Source organism: Streptomyces sp. NPDC088745 (assembly GCF_044751045.1).
GTDB classification, from domain to species: Bacteria; Actinomycetota; Actinomycetes; order Streptomycetales; family Streptomycetaceae; genus Streptomyces; species Streptomyces cremeus.
In genome coordinates, this window is sequence record NZ_JBIVLB010000002.1 from 748363 (window position 1) to 773065 (window position 24703).

At 72.6% G+C, this 24703-nt stretch carries 25 protein-coding genes; 4 read left to right on the forward strand and 21 right to left on the reverse strand.

The annotated features are described in order from the left end of the window. Positions 1-3: 3 nt before the first annotated feature. The 4 genes from ACIP93_RS07960 to alr all read right to left on the reverse strand — a co-directional run bounded on the left by ACIP93_RS07960 (position 4) and on the right by alr (position 3961). The gene (locus tag ACIP93_RS07960; RefSeq protein ID WP_401756738.1) at positions 4-573 is read right to left on the reverse strand and encodes a hypothetical protein; all 570 of its coding nucleotides are present in this window, start codon (positions 571-573) and stop codon (positions 4-6) included. Positions 574-802: 229 nt separating this feature from the next. Further along, positions 803-1333: a tRNA (adenosine(37)-N6)-threonylcarbamoyltransferase complex ATPase subunit type 1 TsaE gene (gene tsaE, locus ACIP93_RS07965; protein WP_345228923.1), complete on the reverse strand. Its 531-nt coding sequence runs from the start codon at positions 1331-1333 to the stop codon at positions 803-805. After that, on the reverse strand, positions 1302-2657 hold the full coding sequence (locus ACIP93_RS07970) for an alpha/beta fold hydrolase (RefSeq protein WP_401756741.1): 1356 nt from the start codon (positions 2655-2657) through the stop codon (positions 1302-1304). The genes tsaE and ACIP93_RS07970 overlap by 32 nt, the downstream gene beginning before the upstream one ends. A 110-nt stretch (positions 2658-2767) precedes the next feature. Further along, the gene (alr, locus tag ACIP93_RS07975) at positions 2768-3961 is read right to left on the reverse strand and encodes an alanine racemase (RefSeq protein ID WP_345229177.1); all 1194 of its coding nucleotides are present in this window, start codon (positions 3959-3961) and stop codon (positions 2768-2770) included. 392 nt (positions 3962-4353) lie between these two features. Here alr and ACIP93_RS07980 point away from each other — a divergent pair, with 392 nt between their 5' ends. Beyond that, complete coding sequence (locus ACIP93_RS07980; protein WP_401756743.1) at positions 4354-5193, forward strand: L,D-transpeptidase; 840 nt, start codon at positions 4354-4356, stop codon at positions 5191-5193. Between the two features lie 100 nt (positions 5194-5293). Here ACIP93_RS07980 and ACIP93_RS07985 read toward each other — a convergent pair whose 3' ends face one another. The 4 genes from ACIP93_RS07985 to ACIP93_RS08000 form a co-directional block, all read right to left on the reverse strand. After that, positions 5294-6769: an NAD(P)H-hydrate dehydratase gene (locus tag ACIP93_RS07985; RefSeq protein ID WP_401756745.1), complete on the reverse strand. Its 1476-nt coding sequence runs from the start codon at positions 6767-6769 to the stop codon at positions 5294-5296. 75 nt (positions 6770-6844) lie between these two features. Further along, positions 6845-7213 (reverse strand): holo-ACP synthase, encoded by a 369-nt coding sequence (locus ACIP93_RS07990; protein ID WP_401756747.1) that lies wholly within the window; start codon positions 7211-7213, stop codon positions 6845-6847. A gap of 18 nt (positions 7214-7231) precedes the next feature. Then, complete coding sequence (gene glmS / locus ACIP93_RS07995) at positions 7232-9091, reverse strand: glutamine--fructose-6-phosphate transaminase (isomerizing) (RefSeq protein WP_401756749.1); 1860 nt, start codon at positions 9089-9091, stop codon at positions 7232-7234. Between the two features lie 101 nt (positions 9092-9192). Then, positions 9193-9996 carry a hypothetical protein gene (locus tag ACIP93_RS08000; RefSeq protein WP_401756751.1) on the reverse strand — a complete coding sequence of 268 codons (804 nt, stop codon included), beginning with the start codon at positions 9994-9996 and terminating at the stop codon, positions 9193-9195. Between the two features lie 283 nt (positions 9997-10279). On the opposite strand from ACIP93_RS08000, the gene coaA reads away from it, so the two are divergent. Next, complete coding sequence (gene coaA, locus ACIP93_RS08005) at positions 10280-11266, forward strand: type I pantothenate kinase (RefSeq protein WP_345228930.1); 987 nt, start codon at positions 10280-10282, stop codon at positions 11264-11266. Between the two features lie 74 nt (positions 11267-11340). Here the strand turns inward: coaA and glmM are convergent, their stop codons facing one another. The 4 genes from glmM to ACIP93_RS08025 all read right to left on the reverse strand — a co-directional run bounded on the left by glmM (position 11341) and on the right by ACIP93_RS08025 (position 15808). After that, positions 11341-12699, reverse strand: a complete 1359-nt coding sequence (gene glmM, locus ACIP93_RS08010) for a phosphoglucosamine mutase (protein WP_345228931.1) — start codon at positions 12697-12699, stop codon at positions 11341-11343. Positions 12700-12916: 217 nt separating this feature from the next. Further along, positions 12917-13441, reverse strand: coding sequence for a 30S ribosomal protein S9 (rpsI, locus tag ACIP93_RS08015; protein WP_345228932.1), 525 nt, complete (start codon positions 13439-13441; stop codon positions 12917-12919). 44 nt (positions 13442-13485) lie between these two features. Next, positions 13486-13929, reverse strand: a complete 444-nt coding sequence (gene rplM, locus ACIP93_RS08020) for a 50S ribosomal protein L13 (RefSeq protein WP_189821091.1) — start codon at positions 13927-13929, stop codon at positions 13486-13488. A 259-nt stretch (positions 13930-14188) separates the two neighbouring features. Continuing rightward, complete coding sequence (locus ACIP93_RS08025; RefSeq protein ID WP_401756754.1) at positions 14189-15808, reverse strand: ABC-F family ATP-binding cassette domain-containing protein; 1620 nt, start codon at positions 15806-15808, stop codon at positions 14189-14191. A gap of 86 nt (positions 15809-15894) precedes the next feature. Here ACIP93_RS08025 and ACIP93_RS08030 point away from each other — a divergent pair, with 86 nt between their 5' ends. Then, a complete protein-coding gene (locus ACIP93_RS08030; protein WP_401756756.1) occupies positions 15895-17112 on the forward strand; it encodes a hypothetical protein in 1218 nt (405 codons plus the stop codon). Between the two features lie 132 nt (positions 17113-17244). Then, the gene (locus ACIP93_RS08035; RefSeq protein WP_401756758.1) at positions 17245-18456 is read left to right on the forward strand and encodes a hypothetical protein; all 1212 of its coding nucleotides are present in this window, start codon (positions 17245-17247) and stop codon (positions 18454-18456) included. Positions 18457-18474: 18 nt separating this feature from the next. Here ACIP93_RS08035 and ACIP93_RS08040 read toward each other — a convergent pair whose 3' ends face one another. From ACIP93_RS08040 to map, 9 genes are all read right to left on the reverse strand, one after another. Next, positions 18475-19266, reverse strand: a complete 792-nt coding sequence (locus ACIP93_RS08040) for a hypothetical protein (protein ID WP_401756760.1) — start codon at positions 19264-19266, stop codon at positions 18475-18477. 127 nt (positions 19267-19393) lie between these two features. Further along, the gene (truA, locus tag ACIP93_RS08045) at positions 19394-20275 is read right to left on the reverse strand and encodes a tRNA pseudouridine(38-40) synthase TruA (RefSeq protein ID WP_401756762.1); all 882 of its coding nucleotides are present in this window, start codon (positions 20273-20275) and stop codon (positions 19394-19396) included. A 111-nt stretch (positions 20276-20386) separates the two neighbouring features. Then, a complete protein-coding gene (rplQ, locus tag ACIP93_RS08050) occupies positions 20387-20884 on the reverse strand; it encodes a 50S ribosomal protein L17 (RefSeq protein ID WP_345228937.1) in 498 nt (165 codons plus the stop codon). Positions 20885-20982: 98 nt separating this feature from the next. Continuing rightward, complete coding sequence (locus ACIP93_RS08055) at positions 20983-22005, reverse strand: DNA-directed RNA polymerase subunit alpha (RefSeq protein ID WP_185028035.1); 1023 nt, start codon at positions 22003-22005, stop codon at positions 20983-20985. 182 nt (positions 22006-22187) lie between these two features. After that, the gene (gene rpsK, locus ACIP93_RS08060; RefSeq protein WP_003948617.1) at positions 22188-22592 is read right to left on the reverse strand and encodes a 30S ribosomal protein S11; all 405 of its coding nucleotides are present in this window, start codon (positions 22590-22592) and stop codon (positions 22188-22190) included. A 72-nt stretch (positions 22593-22664) separates the two neighbouring features. Then, a complete protein-coding gene (gene rpsM, locus ACIP93_RS08065; RefSeq protein ID WP_345228938.1) occupies positions 22665-23045 on the reverse strand; it encodes a 30S ribosomal protein S13 in 381 nt (126 codons plus the stop codon). 198 nt (positions 23046-23243) lie between these two features. After that, positions 23244-23357 carry a 50S ribosomal protein L36 gene (gene rpmJ, locus ACIP93_RS08070; RefSeq protein WP_009740505.1) on the reverse strand — a complete coding sequence of 38 codons (114 nt, stop codon included), beginning with the start codon at positions 23355-23357 and terminating at the stop codon, positions 23244-23246. 58 nt (positions 23358-23415) lie between these two features. After that, positions 23416-23637 carry a translation initiation factor IF-1 gene (gene infA, locus ACIP93_RS08075; RefSeq protein ID WP_003956442.1) on the reverse strand — a complete coding sequence of 74 codons (222 nt, stop codon included), beginning with the start codon at positions 23635-23637 and terminating at the stop codon, positions 23416-23418. 188 nt (positions 23638-23825) lie between these two features. Continuing rightward, complete coding sequence (gene map, locus ACIP93_RS08080) at positions 23826-24662, reverse strand: type I methionyl aminopeptidase (protein WP_401757027.1); 837 nt, start codon at positions 24660-24662, stop codon at positions 23826-23828. Positions 24663-24703: the final 41 nt, after the last annotated feature.

The window sequence follows — 24703 nt, forward strand, 5'->3', positions numbered from 1 at the left end:
GGGTTACGGGACGACGACGACCTTGACGCCGCCCGTCGCGAACTCCCAGACCTTGGTGCCGTCCTCCCGGCTGAGCCGCACCGCGCCCGTGCCCTCCTGCGGCTTCACGCCCGGGGTCGGCATGGTGCCGTCGACGGCGGCGCTGAAGCCGATCGTCACCCCGTCGACGTTCGCGAACCGCACCACGTGCTCCACGGGCTTGCCGTCCGATCCGGTGATCCGCTTCGAGCGGGTCGTCACCCGGTAGGTGTCCGGCGTCGGGCTGACCGCGCTCGGCGCGACCCGGTAGGTGGGCGGCTTGCCGCCCGGCTTGGCCGTGGAGTCCACCAGCCAGACCCGCTTGCCGGAGAGCGAGTACACCACCCGGGTGCCCTCGCCCGAGTCGGCGGGCAGCTCCAGCGGGGAGCGGGGCTTGGCGGGGCCCGTGGCGCCGGGCCTGGTGGGCGCGGCGGACGCGCTGGGCACGGCCACCGAGTCGGGGGCGTTCGCCGACGCCTGGTAGGCGAGGAAGCCGACGACGGCGAGTGCCCCCGCGGTGAGCCCGGCCACGATTCCCGAGCTGCTGCTAGCCACCTTGCTGCACCTTTCGATCAGCGCTGCGCTCAGCGCTTGGGTCCACCTGGTCGACGCTCCGGTCACGTCCCCGCAGGACGTCGTCGTGACGGTAGCAGCAGCCGTACGGCCCGCCCGGACGACGTGCTTCCGCCGGGGGCCGCGTTTCGTCGCCGCCGCCGGGGACCCGCGTTCCAGCGGGGCAGTCCGGCCGGTCCGGCCGGCCGGACGGTCCGCCCGCTCGGCGCGGTCAGGCCCCCAGGCCCGCCAGGTCCGCGTCCGCCCACCGGCCGCCGACGCCGGTCAGACGTACCGTCCGCACGTCGTCGTCCGTGTCGCCGGTCGCGCGGTCGATGACCACGTGCAGCCGGTCGTCGGAGAGCTCCTCGACCTTGCCGTCCCCCCACTCCACGACGATCACCGAGTCGGGCAGCGACACGTCCAGGTCGAGGTCCTCCATCTCGTCCAGGCCGCCGCCGAGCCGGTACGCGTCCACGTGGACCAGCGCGGGCCCGTCGCCCAGCGGCGGGTGCACCCGGGCGATGACGAAGGTCGGCGAGGTGACGGCCCCGCGCACGCCCAGGCCCTCGCCGAGGCCCCGGGTCAGCGTGGTCTTGCCCGCGCCGAGTTCGCCGGTGAGCATCACGAGGTCGCCGGGGCGCAGCAGCTTCGCGAGCGCGCGCCCCAGGTCCCCCATGGCGGCGGGGGAGGTGACGGTCAGGGAGTGGGAGGAGGTGGCCGGGCCGTTCTCAGCGGCCCCGCTGCTGTGCGGTGCGTCCATGCTGTCCCACGGTAGTCGGCGGTACGGCCCCCACCCGACCCAGGAGTTCCGTCAGGCGTGCGGAGACCAGTTCCGGGTGCTCCAGCATCACCAGGTGGCCGGCGTCGGGGACGATCTCCAGCTCGGCGTCGGGCAGCAGCGCGGCGATGGCCTCGCTGTGCGAGCTGGGGGTGACCAGGTCCCTGGCGCCCGCCAGGACCAGTACCGGAAGCTGGGCGAAGTGCTGGAGCGCCGCCGTCTTGTCGTGGTCCTGGAAGGCCGGGTAGAACTCGGCGACCACGTCGATGGGCGTGCTCTCGATGAGCCGTTCCGCGAACCGGGCCACCGCCGGGTCGACGTCGCGCGACCCGAACGAGTACCTCTTCACGATCCCCGCGAACAGGTCGGCCGTCGCCCGCCGCCCCCGCTCCACCAGCTCCGTCTGCGAGCCCAGGGTGCGCAGCACGCGCGGCAGGACGCGGCGCACCGCGTTCATCCCCGCGACCGGCAGCCCGAAGTTGACCTCGCCCAGCCGCCCGGACGAGGTGCCGACGAGCGCCACGCCGACCACCCGTTCGCGGATCAGCTCCGGGAACCGGTCGGCCAGCGCCATCACCGTCATGCCGCCCATCGAGTGCCCCACCAGCACCAGCGGCCCCTCGGGAGCGGCCGCGTCGATGACGGCCCGCAGGTCCCGGCCGAGCTGGTCGATGCTGACCTGCTCGCCGCCGGCCTGCGCCGTTCCGCGCGCGGACCGGCCGTGGCTGCGCTGGTCCCAGTGCACGGTGCGGACACGGCCGCGCAGGGCGGCGCGCTGGAAGTGCCAGGAGTCCTGGTTGAGGCAGTAGCCGTGGCTGAAGACGACGGTGACGGGCGGCCCGGCCCGGCGGCGGGAGCGGGTGCGCCGGGGCGGTCCTGCCCCGTCGCCGCCGCCCGCGGCTCCGCCTGCCGGGGCGGGGGAGGCGGACCCGAGGGTTCCGGCGCCGAGGCTCTCGACGCCTCCGCCGACGCCGCCGTCACTGCCGACACCGCTGTCGCTCGTGCTCCGCGGGTCGTCCACCTCGTAGTACAGCTCGGTGCCGTCGTCGGCGAGCGCCGTGCCCGGGGTGCCGCGCAGCGCCCCGTACGGGCCCGCCGCGTCCAGGGCGAGCCGGGCCTTCTTGCGCATCCCCCGCCCCACGGTGAGCCGCTCGACGGCCACCCCGGCGGCCGCGCCCGCGGCGAGCACGCCGATCGCGGCTCCGGCGAAACCCGCCCGGCGCCAGTTGCCCGGGGCCGCCGCGTCGGCCGCTCCGGCCGCCGTGCGTGCCGCGGCGGCGACGTCCTCCGCGCTGCTCCTGCTCACGTGCCGCTCCTCGCTGGTGCCTGCCGGCGGACCGGAGTCCGCCGGTCCGCCGGGTCTACGGGATCATCCAACGCTCCCGCCCACGGGTCCAGGGGCGGCGTTCCGCCGGACTACCGGCCGCCCGGGGACGGGTCCTCGTCCAGGTGGACGCGGGGGACGCGGACGCCGATGCGGGTGACGATCTCGTACCCGATGGTGTCCGCCGCCCGCGCCCAGTCCTCCGCGGTCGGCTCGCCCCGTTCGCCCGAGCCGAACAGGATCGCTTGTGCCCCCGGTTCGACCGTTTCACCGTCGAGGTCCACCACGAACTGGTCCATGGCGATGCGTCCGCTGGCGCGCCGCCACCGGCCGCCGACCAGCACCGGGCCGCGCCCGGACGCGTTGCGGGGGACGCCGTCCGCGTAACCGACGGGGATCAGGCCCAGGGTCGTGTCGCGCTCGGTGACGTAGTGGTGGCCGTAGCTGACGCCGTGCCCGGCGGGGACCTCCTTGACCAGCGCCACCGAAGCGGCCAGCCGCATCACCGGACGCAGCCCCAGCTCGGCGGGGGTGCCCAGCTCCGGGCTCGGGGAGAGCCCGTACATCGCGATGCCCGTGCGCACCAGGTCGAAGTGGGCGTGCGGGAGGGTCAGCGTGGCCGGGGAGTTGGCGATGTGCCGCACCTCCGGGTCCAGGCCCTGCTTCTCGGCGTACGCGACCATCTCGCGGAAGGCGGTGAGCTGGAGGTCGATCGAGGGGTGGCCGGGCTCGTCGGCGCACGCGAAGTGCGACCACAGGCCGGTGACCTCGACCAGGCCCTCGGTCTCGGCGGCGCGGGCGGCGGCGACCAGGTCGGGCCAGTCGGCGGGCTGGCAGCCGTTGCGGCCCAGTCCCGTGTCGGCCTTGAGCTGGATCTTCGCGGTACGGCCGAGGGCGCGGGCGGCGGCGGTGACCTCCTCCAGCGCCCACCTGCCGCTGACGCCCATGTCGAGTCCGGCCTCGATGCCGTCGGCCCACGGGTCGCCCGGCGTCCACAGCCAGCACATGACGCGGGCGTCGGCCTCGGTGATCCCGGCGGCGCGCAGCGCGAGCGCCTCCTGCGGGGTCGCCGTACCGAGCCAGGTCGCCCCGGCCTGCAGGGCGGCGCGGGCGCACGGCAGCGCCCCGTGCCCGTACGCGTCGGACTTCACGACGGCCATCAGCGCGGCGTGCGGGGCGCGCTCGCGCAGCGTGCGGACGTTGGCGCGGAGCGCGGCGAGGTCGATCTCGGCGCGGGCCCGCAGGGGAGGGGCCTGGGTCACCGGCTGGGGCACCGACTGGGTCATCGCCTGGCTCATCACGTCGTTCGGCACGCCGTGCGCTGCGGTGCCCGGCGCGGGGCGGGGAGCCCCGGTCGCCGCGCTCGTCACGGTCTCGGTCTTCGCGGTCATCGCCACCAAGTCTCGCAGAGGGGCGCGGTCCGGCCGGTCAGGCGGCCCGGGCCGCGATCGGGGCGACCGGCGCCACGCGCCGCCGCGCACACGCCTCTTCACGGAACGTCACGCTTTCGGCCCGCACGTTCACCCGCTCGGCAGGCCGTGCCTGGCGGGGCGGGCGTCGCGGCCGCCCGATGGACACAGCCGAAGGGTTCGTCCCCGCCGCACCGCGGGGACCGGTCCCGCCGGTTCACGCCGTCCGCGGCATGCGGATCCGCGCACGCTGGAGGAGCTGAGAGACCATGAAGCGCGCCCCCCTCGCCCGTCTGACCGCCCTGGCCGGTGTCGCCGCCGTCGCGCTCACCGCCCTGCCCGCGGCGTCCGCCGTCGCCGCGCCCGTCGCCGCGTCACCCGCCGGGACGCGTGCCCCGGAGCCCCCGTGCACGGCGCCCACGGGCCCGTACCAGGCGGAACTGGAGCGCAAGCTGAAGCTGAAGGTCGACGGGAAGCAGTCGACGGCGGACTGCGTGGCCATCCGCAAGCTCCAGCGGGAGCTGAACATCGCCCCGGCGGACGGGCGCGCCACCGCCAAGACGCACGGTCTCCTGCTGGTCCGCGAGGCCCGGAAGAACCCGAACGCGGCGGGCAGATGCCCGGTCCGCAGCTACTCGGTGACCTGTGTGGACCTGCCCCGCCAGCTCCTGTGGGTGCAGGTCGGCAAGAAGGTCACCTTCGCGCCGGTGCCGATCCGCAGCGGCATCCGGGGGCTGGAGACGCGGGTCGGCTGGCACCGGGTCTACTGGCGTCACAAGAACCACTTCTCCACCATCTACGACAACGCGCCCATGCCGTACAGCCAGTTCTTCAGCGGCGGGCAGGCGTTGCACGGCACGTACGGCGACCTCTTCGAGTCGGGCTCCGGGGGGTGCGTGAACCTGTACGTGGAGGACGCGGAACGTCTCTGGAAGAAGCTGGGCGTGGGCAGCCGGATCTACGTCTGGGGGGCCAAGCCGGGGACGAACGTGCGGTATCGGGACGGGCGGCGGCTGACGGACGAGGAGCTGATCGTGAAGTACTCGGGCAGCCAGTCCATCCCGGTCGACTGGGACCTGACCACCCCGCTCACCCCCACCCGGCCCTGACCCATTCCCTCGGGACCCGGCCCGCCCCCTCCCCGCGCCCCTGGCGGGGCGCCACCCCCGGCTCCCCGCAGCCCTGTAGGGGGCGGGCGCCCACGCCCCCCTACCCCACCTCCGCCACACTCCTCCACGCCGCCCCCAGCGCCTCCGCCACGTCGCCCGCCGTCACCGGCGCCCCCCGCCCCGCCGACCTCGCCGCCAGCCCGTGCAGATAGGCCCCCGCCGACGCCGCGTCCAGCGGTGCGAGCCCCGCCGCCAGCAGTGACCCGATCAGCCCCGCCAGCACGTCCCCGCTGCCCGCGGTCGCCAGCCACGGCGTCCCCGTCGGGTTGACCCGCACCGGGCCGCCCCCGGACGCCACCACCGTCGTCGACCCCTTGAGCAGCACCGTCGCCCCGTACCGCACCGCCAGCCGCCGCGCCGCGTCCAGCCGCCGCGCCTCGACCTCCTCCCGCGCGACCCCGAGCAGCCGCGCCGCCTCCCCCGCGTGCGGGGTCAGCACCACCGGCGCGTCCCGTCCCCGTACCGCGTCCGGATCGAGCGCCCCCAGCGCGTCCGCGTCCACGAGGACCGGCACGTCCGAGGCCAGCACCTCCTCCAGGGCCCCCGCCACCCCGTCGTCGAGGCCCGGCCCGATCACCCAGGACTGCACCCGGCCCGCCCCGCCGGGCTTCCCGTCGTGCACCAGCACCTCGGGGTGGCGGGCGAGCACCGCGTCCCCGTCGCCGCCCACGTAACGCACCGCGCCCGCGCCGCCGCGCACCGCCCCGCCGACGCACAGCACGGCCGCCCCCGGATACTTCGCCGACCCGGCGACCACCCCGACCACCCCCCGCCGGTACTTGTCGCTCTCGGCGTCCGGCACCGGCAGCAGCCGTGCCACGTCGGCGTGCTGGAGCGCCTCCACGTCGGCCGGGACGCCCAGGTCGAGCCCGATGTCGACCAGCCGCACCACCCCCGCGTGCGTGCGCGCCGGATCGACCAGGAGTCCCGGCTTGTACGCCCCGAAGGTCACCGTCGCGTCCGCCCGCACGCACTCCCCGGCCACCTCCCCGGTGTCCGCGTCGACGCCGCTCGGCAGGTCCACGGCGACCACCACGGCCCCCGAGTCCCGGGCCGCCCGCGCCAGCGGCAGCGCCTCCGCGCGCAGGCCGCCGCGCCCGCCGATGCCGACGATCCCGTCGAGGACGAGGTCGGCGCGGGCGAGGACCTCGTGCGCGCCGTACCGTCCGGCCACGTCACCGGCCGTTCCGTCGTGCGGGCCCGTCAGGATCCGGCCGCCCGCCGCGCGCAGCGCCGCGAGGCCGCCCGGGTGGGTGCGGCCGGGGGCGAGCAGCACCGCCGTCACCCCGGCCCCGCGCCGGGCGAGCCCGGCCCCCGCGTACAGCGTGTCGCCGCCGTTGTCGCCGCTGCCGACGAGCAGCACGACCCGTGCCCCGTACACCCGCCGATCCAGCAGGTCGGCGCAGGCGGCGGCCAGTCCGGCGGCGGCGCGCCGCATCAGCGCGCCCTCCGGGAGCCTGGCCATGGCCTCCCGCTCGGCGGTCCTCACGGTCTCGACTCGGTGTGCGGTACGCATGCCTCCGAGTCTGCCGCAGAACGCGCGGCGCAACCCGTCCGGCCCGGCGGCACGGCCCCGCCGGGCCCCGCCGGCTCACCCCTCCGCGATCACCACCGCCGAAGCCACCCCCGCGTCATGGCTGAGCGACACGTGCCAGGAGCGCACCCCCAGCACCTCCGCCCGCGCCGCCACCGTCCCCTTCACCCGCAGCCGGGGCTGCCCGCTCTCCTCGACGTACACCTCCGCGTCCGTCCACAGCAGCCCCGCCGGCGCCCCCAGCGCCTTGGCCAGCGCCTCCTTGGCCGCGAACCGCGCCGCCAGCGAGGCCACCCCGCGCCGCTCCCCGCTCGGCAGGTTCAACTCGCTCGGCACGAACAGCCGTTCAGCCATCTGCGGCGTACGCGCCAACGCGGCCCCGAACCTGTCGATCTCGGCCACATCGATCCCGACCCCAACAATCACGCGCCCACTCCAGCCAGCTCATTCCACCGTCACGGACTTCGCCAGATTCCTCGGCTGGTCCACCTCATTGCCCCGCGCCGTCGCCAGCTCGCACGCGAACACCTGCAGGGGCACCGTCGTCACCAACGGCTGGAGAAGCGTAGGCGTCCTCGGCACCCGGACCAGATGGTCCGCGTACGGCACGACCTCCTCGTCCCCCTCCTCGGCGATCACGACGGTCCGCGCCCCCCGTGCCCGCACCTCCTGGATGTTCGACACGACCTTGCCGTGCAGCACCGCCTGTTCCCTGGCCGGCGGCACCACCACGACCACCGGCGTCCCGTCCTCCACCAGCGCGATCGGCCCGTGCTTCAGCTCCCCCGCCGCGAACCCCTCCGCGTGCATGTACGCCAGTTCCTTCAGCTTCAGCGCCCCCTCCAGCGCCACCGGGTACCCGACGTGCCGGCCGAGGAAGAGCACGGTGTTCCGATCCGCCAGCGACCGGGCCAGCTCCCGCACGGGCTCCATCGTCGCGAGCACCTCCTGCACGGCCCCGGAGATCCCCGCCAACTCGCCCACCGCGTCCCGCACTTCGTCTCCCCGCGCGCTTCCCCGTACCTGCCCCAGGTACAGCGCCACCAGGTAGCAGGCCACCAACTGCGTCAGGAACGCCTTGGTCGAGGCGACCGCCACCTCCGGGCCCGCGTGGGTGTAGAGCACCGCGTCCGACTCCCGGGGAATCGTCGAGCCGTTCGTGTTGCAGATCGCGAGCACCTTCGCGCCCTGCTCCCGGGCGTGCCGCAGCGCCATCAGGGTGTCCATGGTCTCGCCGGACTGCGAGATCGCGATCACCAGCGTCCGCCCGTCCAGGATCGGGTCCCGGTAGCGGAACTCGCTCGCCAGTTCCGTCTCGCAGGGCAGCCCGGTCCAGTGCTCGACGGCGTACTTGGCGACCATGGCGGCGTGGAAGGCCGTTCCGCACCCCACCACGACGACCTTGTCGACCTCCCGCAGCACGGAAGCGGCGATCCGCACCTCGTCCAGGGTCAGCATTCCGTTGGCGTCGACGCGTCCCAGCAGCGTGTCCGCGACCGCCCTGGGCTGCTCGGCGATCTCCTTGAGCATGAAGTGGTCGTAGCCGCCCTTCTCGGCCGCCGACGCGTCCCAGTCCACGTGGTACACCCGTACGTCGGCGGGCGCGCCCGCGAAGTCGGTGACGGTGACGGAGTCCCGCCGCAGCTCCACCACCTGGTCCTGGCCCAGCTCGATCGCGGAGCGGGTGTGGGCGATGAACGCGGAGACGTCCGAGGCGAGGAAGGACTCGTCCTCGCCGACGCCCACCACGAGCGGGGAGTTGCGCCGCGCGCCCACCACCACGTCCGGCACGTCCGCGTGCACCGCGACGAGCGTGAACGCCCCCTCCAGCCGCCCGCACACCCGCCGCATCGCCTCCGCGAGGTCCCCGCGACCGTCCCCGTCCCCGGAGAAGCTCTCGGCCAGCAGGTGCGCCACCACCTCCGAGTCCGTCTCGGACGTCAGCTCCCGGCCCTGCGCGAGGAGTTCGGCCCGCAGTTCGGCGAAGTTCTCGATGATGCCGTTGTGCACGACCGCCACGCGTCCGGCGCCGTCCAGGTGCGGGTGCGCGTTCGCGTCCGTCGGCCCGCCGTGCGTCGCCCACCGGGTGTGCCCGATGCCCGTCCCGCCGGCCGGCAGCGGCCGCTCCGCCAGCTCCTTCTCCAGGTTGACCAGCTTTCCGGCCCTCTTCGCCGCCGCGAGCCCGCCGCCCGCGAGCACCGCGACCCCCGAGGAGTCGTACCCCCGGTACTCCAGCCTCTTCAGGCCCGCCATCACGACGTCCAGCGCCGACTGTCCACCGACGTATCCCACGATTCCGCACATAGGGGGCAGCGTATGCCGCGATCCGTCCCCGTCCCGGGACCCTGCGGGCACGAAAAAGAACCCCACCCCGGCCCGAAGACCGGAACGGGGTCCGCGCCCCCTCAGCCCAGCTTCTTCACCTGCGCCGCGATCAGCGACGCCGGCTGCTCCTTCACCGTGCCGCCCAGGCTGATCGTGTAGAAGGTGGCCAGCGTGTTCCCCTTGCGCACGACCGCCAGCTTGGTGAGCACCTCGGTGCCGTCGGCCTTCATGGCGATCGTCCAGCCCTGTGCCTCGTCGCCGCCCGTCACCGCGTCCGGCGTGACCTTGGTGAAGGCGAGCTTCTCCCCGGCCTGCTCCCCGCCGAAGCCGCCCGCGCACGCCTCGGCGGCCTTGGCGTAGGCCGCGTAACCCTCCTGGGCGCCCTTGCCGTCGTACGAGGCCAGCACGTCGGCGGTGACCGGCTGGCTGAGCGCGTCCAGGCCCGCCTTGGCCTTGTCCTCGGCCGACGCGGTCGGGTCGACCTTCATCTTCTCGGGCTTCTGGACCGCCTTGCGCAGCACCTTGGCCGCGGGCTTGCCCACCGGGACGGCCGAGGCGGCGTCCAGCAGCGGCTTGCACTCCGGCTTGTCGGTCTTCACCGCGCCCGGCGGGACCTCGTCGGCCTTCGTGCCGTTCACCACCTGGTGCGTGGTGACGTCGCCCTGCGCGAGGGCGGCCTTCTCCAGCTCGGCCGCCGTCAGCGTCTTCGCCGCGGGCTCCTCGCCCTTGGCGGAGGCCCCGGCGGACGCGCCGGCCCCCTTCGCGGGGCTCTCGGCGCCCTTGTCCGCGCCGCAGGCGCCCAGCAGCAGGGTCAGCGAGGCCACGGAAGCGGCGGCCGCGACGGTACGGACGACGGCGGCACGGCGAGAAACGGTACGGCGCATGAAGGTGCTCCTCCGAGCAGGAAGGGTGACGGGAGCGAACAGCGTTCCTCCCGCGCACGGTTCGCCTCTCGAAAGGCCGCGCGGAATCTGTCGCGCTCAGGAATGTAAGGCACCGGCCGCCCCTTGGAACACCGAATTCCGCCTCCGCGCCCGCCGCCTGCCCGATCGTGACGTCCGCGCAACCCCGCCTCCCCCCAATCGATACGCGACCCGTACGCCCCCACCCCTCACGTGACCCAGCCCACCCCCTCCATCCGGCGACATCCCCGCCCCACCCCCGACAATGGAGGGTGTGATCACTTCGCCGCCACGAAGCTCCCACCGCCGGGCCGAGTCCTCCCCGTACCTGGACCTCACCCGCGCCGAGTGGAGCGCCCTGCGCGAGAAGACGCCGCTGCCCCTCACCGCCGAGGAGGTCGAGCGGCTGCGCGGTCTGGGCGACGTCATCGACCTCGACGAGGTGCGCGACATCTACCTCCCGCTGTCCCGTCTGCTGAACCTGTACGTCGGAGCCACCGGCAACCTGCGCGGCGCCCTCAACACCTTCCTCGGCGAGAAGGGCGCCCAGCGCGGCACCCCCTTCGTCATAGGAGTGGCCGGAAGCGTCGCCGTCGGCAAGTCCACCGTCGCGCGCCTCCTCCAGGCCCTGCTGGCCCGCTGGCCGGAGCACCCCCGCGTGGAGCTGGTCACCACCGACGGCTTCCTGCACCCCATGCGGGAGCTGGAGAAGCGCGGCCTGACCGCCAGGAAGGGCTTCCCCGAGTCGTACGACCGCCGGGCCCTGACCCGCTTCGTCGCCGACGTGAAGGCCGGGAAGGACGAGGTCACCGCCCCCGTCTACTCCCACCTGATCTACGACATCGTGCCCGGCGAGCGCCTGACCGTGCACCGCCCGGACATCCTCATCGTCGAGGGCCTGAACGTCCTCCAGCCCGCCCTCCCCGGCAGCGACGGCCGCACCCGCGTCGCCCTCGCCGACTACTTCGACTTCTCGGTGTACGTCGACGCGCGCGAGGAGGACATCGAACAGTGGTACCTCAACCGCTTCCGCAAGCTGCGCGCCACCGCCTTCCAGAACCCCTTCTCGTACTTCCGCAAGTACACCCAGGTCTCCGAGGAAGAGGCCCTCGACTACGCCCGCAACACCTGGCGCACCATCAACCGCCCCAACCTCCTGGAGAACGTCGCCCCCACCCGCGGCCGCGCCACCCTGGTCGTCCGCAAGGGCCCCGACCACAAGGTCCAGCGCCTCTCCCTGCGCAAGCTCTAGACACCGCGGCACGTGAGAGGGGCCCGGCCGGAATCGCTTCCGGCCGGGCCCCTCTCACGTACCGCCCGAAACCCTTAGCCCAGCGCGGACTTGACCACGTCCGCCAGGCGGCCGGCGACGGCCTTCGCCTGCTCGATGTCGGCGGCCTCGACCATCACGCGCACCAGCGGCTCGGTGCCCGAGGGGCGCAGCAGCACCCGTCCCGTCGCGCCCAGCTCGCGCTCGGCGTCGGCGACGGCGGCCGCCAGCTCCGCGGACGTGCCCACCCGCGACTTGTCGACGTCGGGCACGTTGATGAGGATCTGCGGCAGCCGGTCCATGCACCCGGCGAGGTCCGCGAGGCGGCGGCCGGTGGCGGCGACGCGCGCGGCCAGCATCAGGCCGGTGAGCGTGCCGTCACCGGTCGTCGCGTGGTCCAGGACGATGACGTGCCCGGACTGCTCGCCGCCCAGCGCGTACCCGTGCTCCTTCATCGACTCCAGCACGTAGCGGTCGCCGACACCGGTCTGCACGACATCGATGCCTTCGCCCTCCATGGCCAGCTTGAAGCCGAGGTTCGACATCACGGTGCCGACGACGGTGTTCTTGCGCAGTTGGCCGGCCTCGCGCATGGCGAGCGCGAGCACGGCGAGGATCTGGTCGCCGTCGACCTCCTCGCCCCGGTGGTCCACGGCCAGGCAGCGGTCGGCGTCGCCGTCGTGCGCGACCCCGAGGTCGGCGCCGTGCTCGACGACGGCGGCGCGCAGGCGCTCCATGTGGGTGGAGCCGTAGCCGTCGTTGATGTTGAGGCCGTCCGGCTCGGCGCCGATGGTGACGATCTCGGCCCCGGCGCGTGCGAACGCCTCCGGGGAGACGCGGGAGGCCGCGCCGTGCGCCTCGTCCAGGACGACCTTCAGGCCGTCGAGACGGTTCGGCAGCACACCCATGAGGTGGGCGATGTACTTGTCGAAGCCCTCGTCGTAATCCGTCACCCGGCCGACGCCGGCGCCCGTCGGGCGGTCCCAGGCCTCGCCGCCGCGGTGCTGCTCGTAGAGGTTCTCGATGCGCACCTCCAGCTCGTCCGCGAGCTTGTGGCCGCCGCGCGCGAAGAACTTGATGCCGTTGTCCGGCATCGCGTTGTGGCTGGCGGAGAGCATCACGCCGAGGTCGGCGCCCAGCGCACCGGTGAGATACGCCACCGCGGGGGTGGGCAGCACACCGACGCGCAGGACGTCCACGCCCGCGCTCGCCAGGCCCGCCACGACGGCGGCCTCCAGGAACTCTCCCGACGCCCGCGGGTCCCGTCCCACCACTGCCGTCGGCCGATGGCCCGCGAAAGTGCCCGCCTCGGCGAGCACGTGCGCGGCCGCGACCGACAGGCCGAGCGCGAGCTCCGCCGTCAGGTCCGCATTGGCCTCGCCGCGCACACCGTCCGTGCCGAAGAGTCGTCCCACAGCTGTCCTCCGAAATGCCGTCGTACGTCGAAAACGCGACCCGCAACAGGCTCTGAGCGTTTCGTGCCCGTTGTGCGCCCGAGAGAGTCCACTTAGCGTCAGAAAAGGGTTATAAGCCGAACTACACGAACGCCCCGGCGGCACGAGAGTGCCACCGGGGCGACCGGTGATGCCGTGATGCGGACGGTCCGCGACAGCGGACCGCGCAGGCGCGTGGTTAGCGCTTGCTGTACTGCGGCGCCTTGCGGGCCTTCTTGAGACCGGCCTTCTTGCGCTCGACCGCGCGGTCGTCACGCGACAGGAAGCCGGCCTTCTTCAGGATGGCGCGGTTGTTGTCGACGTCGGCCTCGTTCAGCGCACGGGCGACACCCAGACGGAGCGCACCGGCCTGGCCGGACACGCCGCCGCCCGAGATGCGGGCGATGACGTCGTAGCGGTCGTCCAGCTCGAGCACCTTGAAGGGCTCGTTGACTTCCTGCTGGTGGACCTTGTTCGGGAAGTAGTCCTCGAGCGTACGCCCGTTGATCTTCCACTTGCCGGTGCCCGGAACGATCCGGACGCGGGCGATGGCGTTCTTGCGACGGCCAAGGCCGGCGGCGGGCTGCGGGTCGCCGAAGCGGCCTGCGAGCGACTCGCTGGTGTACTCGCCCTCGACGGGAACCTCCGACTCGAAGGTGGTGACCTCCGCGAAGGTCTCCTCTTCGGTACCCTCGACGGGCGTCTCAACAGTGGTCTCGGCCACGATTCTCCTCAGATCTTTCTGTACGTCTTAGGGGGTGGCCGGAACTACTGCGCGACCTGGGTGATCTCGAACGGGACCGGCTGCTGAGCAGCGTGCGGGTGCGTGTCGCCCGCGTAGACCTTCAGCTTCGAGAGCATCTGACGGCCCAGGGTGTTCTTGGGGATCATGCCCTTGATGGCCTTCTCGACGGCCTTCTCCGGGCTCTTCTCCATGAGCTCGTCGTAGCGCATCGAGCGCAGACCGCCCGGGAAGCCCGAGTGGCGGTACGCCATCTTCTGGGTCTTCTTGTTGCCCGACAGGTGGATCTTGTCGGCGTTGATGATGATGACGAAGTCACCCATGTCCATGTGCGGGGCATAGGTCGGCTTGTGCTTGCCTCGCAGGAGGTTCGCTGCCGTGGTCGCCAGACGGCCCAGGACGATGTCCTGCGCGTCGATGATGTGCCACTGGCGAGTGACATCGCCGGGCTTGGGGCTGTACGTACGCACTTCGTAGCCTTCGCTTCTTCAGTGGATGGGATCCAGACACACCTGAAGCGATCATGCAGCTGGGGCCCACAACCGCCGGGACACTGCCCGTATGCGAGCCACTGGTAACTGCTCCAGGGAACCTACGCAGGGGCCCTTCGCGTGAAAACGCCTATGCCCATACGTATAACAACACCCGACACTACCCGCGCGCCCCCGCACGGGTCAAAACGCCCTCCCCGCCCCCGGGCGGCGGGGCCGCCCCGCACCTCCCGAGCGGTCAGCGCACCCGCTCCACCCTCCGCTCGTCCCACACCGGCTCCGCCGTCTCCCGGACCACCCCGTCCGCCCCGAACACCAGATACCGGTCGAAGGACCTCGCGAACCACCGGTCGTGCGTGACCGCCAGCACGGTCCCCTCGTACGCCTCCAGCCCCTCCTGCAGGGCCTCCGCCGACTCCAGGTCCAGGTTGTCCGTCGGCTCGTCGAGCAGCAGCGCCGTCGTCCCCGCCAGTTCGAGCAGCAGAATCTGGAACCGCGCCTGCTGCCCGCCCGACAGCCGGTCGAAGCCCTGGTCGCCCTGCCCCTCCAGCTCGTACCGGCGCAGCACGGACATCGCCCCGCCCCGGTCCTTGGAGTGCTCGGCCCACAGGATGTCGACGAGGGTGCGCCCCATCAGCTCCGGATGCGCGTGCGTCTGCGCGAAGTGCCCGGCGACCACCCGCGCCCCCAGCTTCCAGGCCCCCGTGTGCGCGACGTCCTCGCCCGCCAGCAACCGCAGGAAGTGCGACTTCCCGGACCCGTTCGACCCGAGAACGGCGACCCGCTCGCCGTAGAAGACCTCCAGGTCGAAGGGCTTCATCAGCCCGGTCAGCTCAAGGCCCTCGCAGGTGAGCGCCCGCACCCCGGTCCGGCCGCCCTTGAGCCGCATCCGGATGTCCTGCTTCCGCGGCGGCTCGGGCGGCGGCCCCGCCTCCTCGAACTTCCTGAACCGCGTCTGCATCGCGTGGTACCGGGACGCCATGTCCGGGCTGATCGCCGCCTGCCCGCGCAGCCTCAGCACCAGCGCCTTGAGCCGCGCGTGCTCCTCCTGCCACCGCCTCAGCAGCTCCTCGAACCGCGCGAACCGCTCCTTGCGGGCCTCGTGGTACGTGTCGAACCCGCCCCCGTGGATCCACACCTCCGACCCCGTCGGGCCGGGCTCCACACTCGCGATCTTCTCCGCTGCCCGCGACAGCAGCTCCCGGTCGTGGCTGACGAACAGAACCGTCTTCCGGGTCTCCTTGAGCTTCCCCTCGAGCCACCGCTTGCCGGGCACGTCCAGGTAGTTGTCCGGCTCGTCGAGCAGCAGCACCTCGTCGGGCCCCCGCAGCAGCGCCTCCAGCACGAGCCGCTTCTGCTCACCGCCGCTGAGCGTGCGCACCTCCCGCCACTGCGCCTTCTCGTACGGCACCCCGAGCGCGGCCGTGGTGCACATGTCCCAGACGGTCTCGGCCTCGTACCCCTGGACCTCCGCCCAGTCGCTCAACGCCTGGGCGTACGCCATCTGCGCGGTCTCGTCGTCCCGCTCCAGGATCGCCGTCTCGGCCTTGTCGACGGCGGCCGCGGCCTGCCGGATCCTGGGCTGCGCCACCGAGACCAGCAGGTCCCGGACCGTCCGCCCGTCCCGCACGGACCCCACGAACTGCCCCATCACCCCGAGCCCGCCGCTGACGGTGACCGACCCCCCGTGGGCCTGGAGCTCCCCGGCGATGATCTTCAACAGCGTGGTCTTCCCGGCCCCGTTGGGCCCGACCAGGGCCACCACGGCCCCTTCCCCCACCCGGAACGAGACGTCACCGAGCAGCACCCGCCCGTCCGGAAGGTAGTACTCGACGTGTCCGACCTCAAGATGTCCCATACGGGCATTCTCGCCGCCCGCGCCTGTCCGCCCCAACCGCTTTACGCCCCCTCGCCGCGGGCGACGGGGTCATTAGGATGCGCCCCATGAGCATCGGGCATGGGGGACCCTCGGACGCCCCCGGGGCAAACCCCCCACACGGCACCCCCCAACCACCCACCCCCCAGCCCCACTTCACCCCACCCCCGCCCCCCGCGCCCTCCACCGGCCTCCCTCCGGCCGCCCCCTCCCCGGGCCGCGTCCCCGCCGGCCCCCTCCCGCCCCACGTCGCCGCCGCCTCCCCCTGGGCGGCACCCCCGCCCCCCGAGGGCGGAACGGGCGGGCAGGGCGGAACGAGCGGCCAAGGGGGACGGCCCCTCCCGCCGCCGGCCCCGCCCGGCGCCCCCCGCCCGGCCCCCGCCGCCCCCGTCCCGCACCACCCCTACAGCGGCCACCCGGCCCCACCCGTCACCTCCCAGAGCCCGACCGCCCAGGTCACGCCCCTCCCGGCCCCGGCCCCCTCCCCCGACTGGTCCGCCCTCGCCGACGCCGCCGCCCGCGCCCGCCGCAAACGCCTCCTCGGCATCGGCGGCGGCGTCCTCGCCACCCTCACCGTCGCCGCCCTCGTCACCACCGCGATCGTCTCCTCCGGCACGGGTCCCGCCGACGGCAAGAACACCTCCCTGCCCTCACCCGAGTCCCTGCCCACCGGCCCCGGCGCCCCCTCCCCCTCCTTCTCGCCGGTCGCGCCCCCGCCCCCGCCGGACCCCAAGGACTTCATCTCCAGCGCCGACAAGGACAAGGCCCCGCTCAGCGCCGACACCCTCTTCCCCGGCGCCTCGCTCACCCTGGAGAACCGCACCTACCCCAAGGGCGCCACCCACCGCGTCACCGACTGCGCCTCGGGCGCCCAGGGCCGCCTGGGCGGCATCCTCAACGCCAACGGCTGCACCCAGCTCATCCGCGCCACCTTCACCAAGGGCGGCGCGGCCGTCACCGTCGGCGTGGCGGTCTTCCCCACCGAGGCCCAGGCCCTCAAGGCGAAGGCCCAGGTCAAGGACGGCGTCGCCTCCCTCCCCGGCTCCGGCGTCCCCACCTTCTGCCGCAACGGCACGATCTGCCGCAAGACCGCCAACTCCTACGGCCGCTACGCCTACTTCACCGTGGGCGGCTTCACGGACAACAAGCGCGACGTCACCACCGCTGACAAGAACGTCTTCGCCCTCGGCGACGACGCCGCGAAGTACACCTTCCTGCGCATCGTCGAACGCGGCCGCGCCCAGGCCTCCGCCGCGGCCGCCACCGGCACGACCGCCAGCGGCTGACGCCGCGCCGCCCGCCCGGGGCGCGTGACGATGCCGTACCGGCCCCGGCCCGCCCCTGGCAACCCCTCCGCCCCCTGACTACCCTGGCGCCGGGCCGCACTCGGGCCTGACGCCAACGGGGAGCTGGAGCACATGAGCACGGGCAAGAACGAAGAACAGCGCACCCGGGACACCCCTGCCCCACCCAAGGCGCCGGCCCCCGCCCCCTCCGCCACCACCGAGCCCACCCCCTCGGACGGCTCGGACGGCTCGGACGCCCCGGACACCGCGCCCACCCCCACCGGCCCCGCCGAGCCCCGCCCCGCCCGGCTCACCAAGCGGCCCGACGACACCCGCCGCCCCCTGCCCACCCGCCCCCCGCGCTCGGAGAACACCCGCCACCCCGGCACCCGCACACCGGAAAGCACCCGCACACCGGAAACCACCGCCACACCGGAAACCACCCGCAGGCCCGTCCCCGGCAAGACCCCGCCACCCCCGGCCCCCGAGCCGAAGACCCCCGCCCCGGCCTCCCCCGGCCCCGGCACCGCCGAGCCCGCCACCGCCACACCCCGCCGCAGCTGGCCGCAGGCCGTCCCGCACCAGCAGTCCCCGGCCACCCCCCAGCCGCCCCCGCCGACGGCCCGCCCGGTACCCGCCGCCCGCCCGGCCCCGGCCGGCCGCTCCACCCCCGCACCGGCGTCCCGCCCCGCCCCCGCACCCCGCCGCGCGGCGGCCTCCGCCTCCCCCCGGACGCCGGGACCGTCCCCCGCCCCCGGCCGGGCGCGGGCCCACACCCCGTACCCCGGCACCAGCACGGCCACCGGGCGCTACAGCCAGCACCGCCAGCAGCCCGACGACGCCCCCGAGCCCATACCGGCCTCCCCCGGGACCCCGGAAGACCGCAGCGCCCCGCACCGCGCCCGCGCCACCGGCTTCGCCACCGGCGTCCTGCACGCTCTCGGCTTCACCCTGCTCACCGTGTACGAGTACTTCCGGACCTCCGTGCAGTCCCTCACCGAGGTGCAGCGCGCCGCGGGCGGCTCCGCCGGCCTGCGCGAGATAGCCGACCTGCAGGCCGAACTGGTGCAGCAGAGCTGGTACGGCGTCCTCAGCGACGTCGTCGGCGCCCTCACCTTCGGCCAGCCCCGCGCCGCCCTGTGGACCGCGGTCTTCCTGGCCGTCCTGGTCCGCCTCAACCAGCACGGCCCCGCCCGCGTCCAGCTCGGCCTCTCCGTCCTGGCCGCCGGCTACTGCGCGCTGATCGCCCTGCTCTGGTTCCCGTTCCTCTACGCGCTCGGCAGCATCACCTTCGTCGCCCTGGCCGCGACCGGCGCCGTCCTCTGGGCGGCCACCCGCCGCTGACGGCTCCCCCCGGTCGCCTCAGCCCCGGTAGACCATCGTGCACAGCAGCGTCTCGTCGCCCTTGACCCTCCAGAACCAGTAGAAGGTCCTGTCGTCCAGGGCACGGCTGCACCCGGTCCGCCCGGTCCCCGGCCCGTACACCCCGGTGATGTGCAGGACCGTGTCGTAGGGCTTGGTGAGCTTCTTCGCCTTGCAGTCGACCGCGGTCATCGACCCGAGCCGCATGGTCGCCCTCGCCGCTCCGGTGCCCTTCTCCGCGAGCACGCAGTACCCGGCCTTGTACTGCCGGGTCAGGCACAGCACCCGCTTGCCCTTGTCCGACCGGTGCACCACGTACGACAGTCCGTCCCCCGAGGGGCAGGCGCTCCACCCGGTCCGCACCGCGCTGACTCGGGTCAGCCCCGCGTCCCCGCCGCAGCCGACCTTCTGGGGTATGCGGGTGTTCCACCCGCCGCCGGTGTCGAAGAGCGCCAGGCAGTCCCCGGCACGGACGGCCGCGAAGGCCTCCCCGATCGCCGCCCGGTCCGCCGCCCGCTCCTGCGCACCGTCCCCCGCACCGTCGCCGGCGCCGTCCCCGGAGGTCGCACCGCCCCCCGTGCTCCCGGGCACCGGCCCGCCCCCCTTGGCCGCGTCGGGCGCCCCCTTCGGCGCGTCCTCGCCGGACTTCTCCGGCACGCCCAAGGACACCCCGGCCGCCTGCGACGGCCGGTCGTCACCGTCCCCGGCCAGGACCCGCGGCACCACCAGCGCCGCGAACAGCGCCACTGCCACCAGCAGCACCCACACCCCGCTCTTCTTCGCCCCCGTCATCGCAGCCCCCGTACATCAGCCGAGTGGATGTCTGAAAACACCTTCGCACAGCCCACTGACAACGGGACCGGACAAGCCACGACAAGCTCCCTCACCATCAAGGGCCCCTCACGACCCCCGACCCGCATCAGCAACAACCGTCCCCGCTCTCCCCACCACCAGCCGCGCTCCCCGGCAGCGTCCGCACGTTCCGTGCCTCCACCGCCCGCGCCGCGAGCAGCTCGTCCGCCGGATACGCCACCTCCTCCAGCGTGAGCCCGTGCGCCTTCACCACGTGCACCGCCGAGTCCCGCACCCGCGCCGCCAGCACCTTCGCCGGCCACTCCACGTCCCGGTGCCCGTCCCCGACGTACAGCAGCGCGCCCACCAGCGAGCGCACCATGTTGTGGCAGAAGGCGTCGGCCCGCACGGTCCCGGTGACGACCCCGTCCGCCCCCCGCTCCCACCACAGCTCCTGGAGCGTCCGGATGGTCGTCGCCCCTTCCCGCTTCTTGCAGTACGCCGCGAAGTCGTGCTCCCCGACCAGCAGGGCGGCCGCCGCGTTCATCTTCTCGACGTCCAACTCCCAGTCGTGCCACAGCACATGACTGCGGATCAGCGGATCGACGCCGCCCGGATGGTCCGTCACCCGGTACTGGTACCTGCGCCAGATCGCCGAGAACCGCGCGTTGAACCCCTCCGGCGCCCGGGCCGCCTTCCACACCCGTACGTCATGGGGGAGCCGCCCCGCGAGCCGCCGCAGCAGCTTCTCCTCGTGCTCCGCCCACACCTCCCGCGGCAGGTCCACGTGCGCCACCTGCCCGCGCGCGTGCACCCCGGCATCCGTCCGCCCGGCCACCGTCAGGTCGAAGTTCGTCGGCGACCGCGTCACCGTCCGCAGCGCCGCCTCGATCTCCCCCTGCACGGTCCGCCGCCCGCTGGGCTGCTTCGCCCACCCGGAGAAGTCCTTGCCGTCGTACGAGAGGTCCAGCCTCACCCGTACGAACCCGTCCGCCACCTCGTCAGCCACAACCAACCTCCACGCTCGCCACGAAAACCGTCCCCCGTCCCGCCACCGCACAGCAGAACGGGCCCGCCCCCAGAAAGACTGGGAACGGGCCCGTTCACGTACTACCAGGTACTACTTGGACTCGTCGCCCTCGGGCTTCGCGTCCTCGACGACCTCGGCCTGCTCGGCCTTGGCGGTCTCCTCCGTGGAGGACTCCTTCACGGCGCGCTTCGTGGCGGCCTCGGCCTCGCCCACAGCGTTCTGCTGCACGGTGAGGGCCTCGACCAGCTCGATCACGGCCATCGGGGCGTTGTCGCCACGACGGTTGCCGATCTTGGTGATGCGCGTGTAACCACCGGGGCGGTTCTCGTAGCGCGGGGCGATCTCAGTGAAGAGCGTGTGGACGACGCTCTTGTCCGTGATCGTCTGGAGCACCAGGCGACGGTTGTGGATGTCGCCCTTCTTCGCCTTGGTGACGAGACGCTCGGCGACGGGGCGCAGACGGCGGGCCTTGGCCTCGGTCGTCGTGATGCGGCCGTGCTCGAAGAGCGACTTCGCGAGGTTCGCGAGGAGCAGCTTCTCGTGCGCGGCGCTGCCGCCCAGACGGGCACCCTTGGCGGGACGCGGCATGGTGTTTCTCCTTGTGATCTGCACCGGCCGTATCAGGTACCGGTGTCAGTTACCGAGGGGCTACTGCCCCACGGAAGATTTCAGCGAGTCGCGAGGACTCAGTACTGCTCGGTCTCCACGAAACCGGCGTCCGCGTCGTCGTCGGCGCCGAAGGCGTCGGCGGCGGCGGTCGGGTCGAACCCGGGGGGCGAGTCCTTGAGGGCCAGGCCCATGCCGTTGAGCTTCATCTTGACCTCGTCGATCGACTTCGCACCGAAGTTGCGGATGTCGAGCAGGTCCGCCTCGGAGCGGGCCACGAGCTCGCCCACCGAGTGGATGCCCTCGCGCTTGAGGCAGTTGTACGACCGAACGGTGAGCTCCAGCTCCTCGATCGGCAGCGCCAGGTCGGCGGCCAGGGCGGCGTCCGTGGGGGACGGGCCCATGTCGATGCCCTCGGCGTCGATGTTGAGCTCGCGCGCCAGGCCGAACAGCTCGACCAGGGTCTTGCCGGCGGACGCCATGGCGTCACGCGGGCGCATGGCCTGCTTGGTCTCGACGTCGACGATCAGCTTGTCGAAGTCGGTGCGCTGCTCGACACGGGTCGCCTCGACCTTGTACGTGACCTTGAGCACCGGGGAGTAGATGGAGTCGACCGGGATACGGCCGATCTCCTGGCCCACCTGCTTGTTCTGGACGGCGGAGACATAGCCGCGACCGCGCTCGACGGTCAGCTCCATCTCCAGCTTGCCCTTGCCGTTGAGCGTGGCGAGGACCAGGTCCGGGTTGTGCACCTCGACACCGGCCGGGGGCGCGATGTCGGCGGCGGTGACCAGGCCGGGGCCCTGCTTGCGCAGGTACATCACGACGGGCTCGTCGTGCTCCGAGGAGACGACGAGCTGCTTGATGTTGAGGATGAGGTCGGTGACGTCCTCCTTGACGCCCGGCACGGTGGTGAACTCGTGCAGGACGCCGTCGATCCGGATGCTGGTGACAGCGGCACCCGGGATGGACGACAGGAGGGTACGACGCAGGGAGTTGCCGAGCGTGTAACCGAAGCCGGGCTCCAGCGGCTCGATGACGAACCGGGAGCGGTACTCGTCGACGACCTCTTCGGTCAGCGACGGGCGCTGAGCAATAAGCATGGGGTTCCTTTGTTCTTGGCGCCCACTATTTGACGCCAACTACCACAAGGGTACGGGCGGTACGGCCCCGAGGAGCCGTACCGCCCGAAACGCGAGGCGAGCGCCGTACGGAGGTCGGTCTCCGCACGGCCACTCACGACACGAGGTATTGCAGACACGACGCCCGACGAGCGGGCGACGGGTCAGACGCGGCGACGCTTCGGCGGACGGCAGCCGTTGTGCGGCGTCGGGGTGACGTCCTGGATCGAACCGACCTCGAGGCCCGTGGCCTGGAGGGAGCGGATCGCGGTCTCACGGCCGGAGCCGGGACCCTTGACGAAGACGTCGACCTTGCGCATGCCGTGCTCCTGCGCGCGACGGGCGGCCGACTCGGCGGCCATCTGCGCGGCGAAGGGGGTGGACTTGCGCGAGCCCTTGAAGCCCACGTGGCCGGCGGAGGCCCACGAGATCACGTTGCCGGTCGGGTCCGTGATGGACACGATCGTGTTGTTGAACGTGCTCTTGATGTGCGCGTGGCCGTGAGCGACGTTCTTCTTTTCCTTGCGGCGCACCTTCTTGGCAGCGCCCTGACGTCCCTTGGGGGGCATGTCTTACTCCAGATGGAGAGGGAGGTGATCGGTCCTACAGCGAAGACCGCTTGATAAGCGTCCGGCTGAGGACTACTTCTTGCCCGGCTTCTTCTTACCGGCGATCGCGCGACGCGGGCCCTTGCGGGTACGAGCGTTCGTGCTGGTGCGCTGGCCGTGGACCGGCAGGCCGCGACGGTGACGCAGACCCTGGTAGCAGCCGATCTCGACCTTGCGGCGGATGTCGGCCTGGATCTCGCGACGGAGGTCACCCTCGGTCTTGAGGTTGGCGTCCACGTACTCGCGGATCTTGACCAGGTCCTCTTCGGCCAGGTCGCGAACGCGGGTGTTCGGGTTCACACCGGTGGCGGCGAGGGTTTCCTTCGCCAGGGTGCGGCCGATGCCGAAGACGTAGGTGAGGGCGATCTCCACACGCTTTTCGCGCGGGATGTCAACACCTGAAACGCGTGCCATTCAATGGCTCCAGTTGTTAGTTCGGGGGTCTTCCACAGAGCCGCTCCCGACCGCCGACCCCACGGTGGTGAGGTGGTACGTCCGGGTCCCCGGCCCCCGCCGGAGGTGCCGCCGGCCTCGCTGGACCGGTCGTGCTCTGCGTATGTACGAATTGCTTGCGTCGCGCGAAGAACTGCGAGATGCAGGAAAGGTCGTGCGTCAGCCCTGGCGCTGCTTGTGGCGCAGGTTTTCGCAGATGACCATGACCCGGCCGTGACGGCGGATCACCTTGCACTTGTCGCAGATCTTCTTGACGCTCGGCTTGACCTTCATGGGATGTCAGGTTCTCCGGGTCAGTGCCACTCGCCCCCCGGAAGGGGCGCGGCAAGATCTACTTGTACCGGTAGACGATCCGGCCGCGCGTCAGGTCGTACGGAGACAGCTCCACGACGACCCGGTCATCCGGGAGGATGCGGATGTAGTGCATACGCATCTTGCCGCTGATGTGCGCGAGGACTTTGTGACCGTTCTGCAGTTCCACCTTGAACATTGCGTTCGGGAGGGACTCGATCACGGTGCCCTCGATTTCGATGGCACCTTGCTTCTTGGCCACGCTTCGCCCTTCGAATCGGCTACCTTGATCGACTCTTGCACTGTGTATGCAGGCATACGGATGCACGCGAGCCGACGAGTCAGTCTACGTCAGGCCACCCGAAAAGACGAATCCGTCAAGTTTGCCCAACACTGATGATCGTTATGCGGCATTCACCCCGGCGGGGAGAACCCGCCGGAAGTAATCCGTCACGCCAGCGGGTCCGGTGCCGCCGTGATGCCGTACTCCGCGAGCTTCGCCTTGCCGCCGTCGACCGCGGTCAGCACCAGCGGGCCGTTCTCGGTGAGGGCGATGGAGTGTTCCCAGTGCGAGGACCAGGTGCCGTCGGTCGTGATGACCGTCCAGTCGTCGGCGAGCACCTCGGTCTGCGCGGTGCCGAGCGAGACCATCGGCTCGATCGCCAGGCACACGCCCGGGACCAGCTTGATGCCCTTGCCGCGCTTGCGCGTGACGTAGTTGAGCAGGTGCGGGTCCATGTGCATCTCGGAGCCGATGCCGTGCCCGCCGTAGTCCTCGATGATCCCGTACTTCCCGGTGGCCGGACGGGGCTGGCGGCGGATGTAGCCCTCGATGGCCTTGGAGATGTCGACCAGCCGGTTGCCGTTCCTCATCGCGGCGATGCCGGCCCACATCGACTCCTCGGCCACCCGGGAGAGCTCCAGCAGCTCCGGCGCGTGGCCCGAGCCGACGAAGGCGGTGTAGGCCGCGTCGCCGTGCCAGCCCTCGACGATGGCGCCGCAGTCGACGGAGATGATGTCGCCGTCCTTGAGGACGGTCTTCTCGTCCGGGATGCCGTGGACGACGACCTCGTTGACCGAGGTGCAGATGGTGGCGGGGAAGCCGCCGTACCCGAGGAAGTTCGACTTCGCGCCGTGCTCGGCGAGCACCTCGCGGGCGACCGCGTCGAGGTCCTTGGTGCTGGCGCCGGGGACGGCCGCCTCGCGGGTGGCCGCGTGAATGGCGGCGACGACCAGGCCCGCCTCACGCATCTTCGCGATCTGCTCGGGAGTCTTGATCTCCACCATGGGTGTGCCTTCCACGCTCGTGTGTCTTCGGTTCAACAGTA